This is a genomic window from Microcystis aeruginosa LEGE 91341 (genome assembly GCF_015206885.1).
Classification (GTDB): domain Bacteria; phylum Cyanobacteriota; class Cyanobacteriia; order Cyanobacteriales; family Microcystaceae; genus Microcystis; species Microcystis aeruginosa_H.
Genome location: NZ_JADEXY010000262.1, coordinates 1 through 1,508, shown reverse-complemented (window position 1 = coordinate 1,508; position 1,508 = coordinate 1). Strand labels below are relative to the sequence as shown.

Here is a 1,508-nt window from a genome sequence, read left to right as displayed (position 1 = left end):
GTTTTCGCCACGACCCCGGCGACTGTTCGAGTTTTGTCAGGGAGATTATGGTGGTGACCCTTGCTACGAAGCGGTCTTTTCCGACCAAGGTTGGGACGGTCTACCACCTCTCTCAATATACAAGGTTGGGTTGAGGAACGAAACCCAACCCAATTATTTAAAAGTGTTGGGTTTCACTATCGTTCAACCCAACCTACGCTACGCTCTACTAACCTATTTTAGCTAATGCTTGTAGTAAAATGAAACAGGACACTCGACTTAACCCTTAACCTTACAAAAATCATCATGAATATTCAACTAAAACCAAATCAAGAACAATTTATCGAAAAACAGTTAAAAAGTGGCAGATTTAATAATTCAGAACAAGTCATAGATACCGCTTTTTACTTGCTAGAAATCCTCGATCAAGATTACTTACAATGGGTAGAAGAAACTCGTCAACAAATTGACGTTGCCATAGCAGAATTAGATAATGGAGAGGGATTAGATGGAGAAAAGGTCATAAATGATATACTCGAAAAATTTAAAAAAGCGCAACAAAAATAATTATGAATCGTTATATTATTGCGCCTTCAGCCAGTCAAGATTTAAACAAGATTGCCGATTATTTTTTAGTAGTAAATATTGAAGCAGGTGAAAAACTATTCAGAAAATTTTACAAAAAGTGTCAACAATTAGTACAATTTCCCAAGTTAGGACGCAGCTATAGTCATATTAAACCATCATTGAGAGGTTTACCTTTAGATGGATATATTATTTTCTATCGAGTAATTAATGAAACGGTGGAAATTTTAAGAATTGTTAATGGTCGTCAAGATTTAGATGCTTTATTCTCTGAGATAAAATAAAGGTTGAATGATGCAATTCATCTGCATAAAAACGTGCCATCCCCTAAACTGCCTCATTCTGCTCAATGAGCAAATCAATCTCATCTTCATGAGCTGCCGCATATACCCAAGCATTAGCTAAATCCGTAGCCTTAATAGTCGGATAACTTGTTAATAAATCAGCATCACTATAACCAAGACGACGAGCTTCTACTAACACCCAAACTGGAATTCTTGTATTGGCAATGCAGGCTTGTCCGCCGCAAACTTTAGGCGTTTTCTCAATTCCCTGCCAATCACCACCAAGACTTTGAGCAAGTAACTGGATTACCTGCACTTTTTCCCTAGGTTTGAGGGCAAGAAGTTGCTCTTCTAACTCTTTGATGATCACAGGCTTAAATCCTCATAAAGTTTTGGCCAATTATCCTTAATCATTTTACCAGAAAATTTGGTTTGAAAACCTCCCACTATTCAGTTAACAGTGAACAGTTAACAGTTATCAGTTAGATTGAAACAAGGGAAATCCAAAATCAAATTAGGTGTTTTTTTGATTTCAATAATATGTCATTTAGATGCACAGCAGCTTATTAAGTAGATAGGTATTAAAAACTTTCAGATGCCCCCCTTATTAAGGGGGGATTAAGGGGGGACTAAGGGGGGATCGGCACCCTCCTTATTAAG

4 protein-coding genes are annotated in these 1,508 nt (G+C 37.2%); 3 read left to right on the top strand and 1 reads right to left on the bottom strand.

The window, feature by feature from the left end:
• The 3 genes from IQ234_RS21460 to IQ234_RS20735 all read left to right on the top strand — a co-directional run.
• Positions 1–226: hypothetical protein (locus IQ234_RS21460; RefSeq protein WP_228008650.1), on the top strand; the 226-nt coding region annotated here is incomplete at its 5' end.
• Positions 227–285: 59 nt separating this feature from the next.
• Positions 286–546 (top strand): ribbon-helix-helix domain-containing protein, encoded by a 261-nt coding sequence (locus tag IQ234_RS20740; protein WP_002786779.1) that lies wholly within the window; start codon positions 286–288, stop codon positions 544–546.
• A 2-nt stretch (positions 547–548) separates the two neighbouring features.
• On the top strand, positions 549–848 hold the full coding sequence (locus tag IQ234_RS20735) for a type II toxin-antitoxin system RelE/ParE family toxin (RefSeq protein ID WP_079209615.1): 300 nt from the start codon (positions 549–551) through the stop codon (positions 846–848).
• Positions 849–891: 43 nt separating this feature from the next.
• Here the strand turns inward: IQ234_RS20735 and IQ234_RS20730 are convergent, their stop codons facing one another.
• Positions 892–1,218, bottom strand: coding sequence for a DUF433 domain-containing protein (locus IQ234_RS20730; protein WP_002772039.1), 327 nt, complete (start codon positions 1,216–1,218; stop codon positions 892–894).
• Positions 1,219–1,508 lie beyond the last annotated feature (290 nt).

What these genes read in the sequence shown, in the direction of transcription:
- IQ234_RS20740 (WP_002786779.1), top strand. Translation starts at nt 286, where the DNA reads ATGAATATTCAACTAAAACCAAATCAAGAACAATTTATCGAAAAACAG.
- IQ234_RS20735 (WP_079209615.1), top strand. Translation starts at nt 549, where the DNA reads ATGAATCGTTATATTATTGCGCCTTCAGCCAGTCAAGATTTAAACAAG.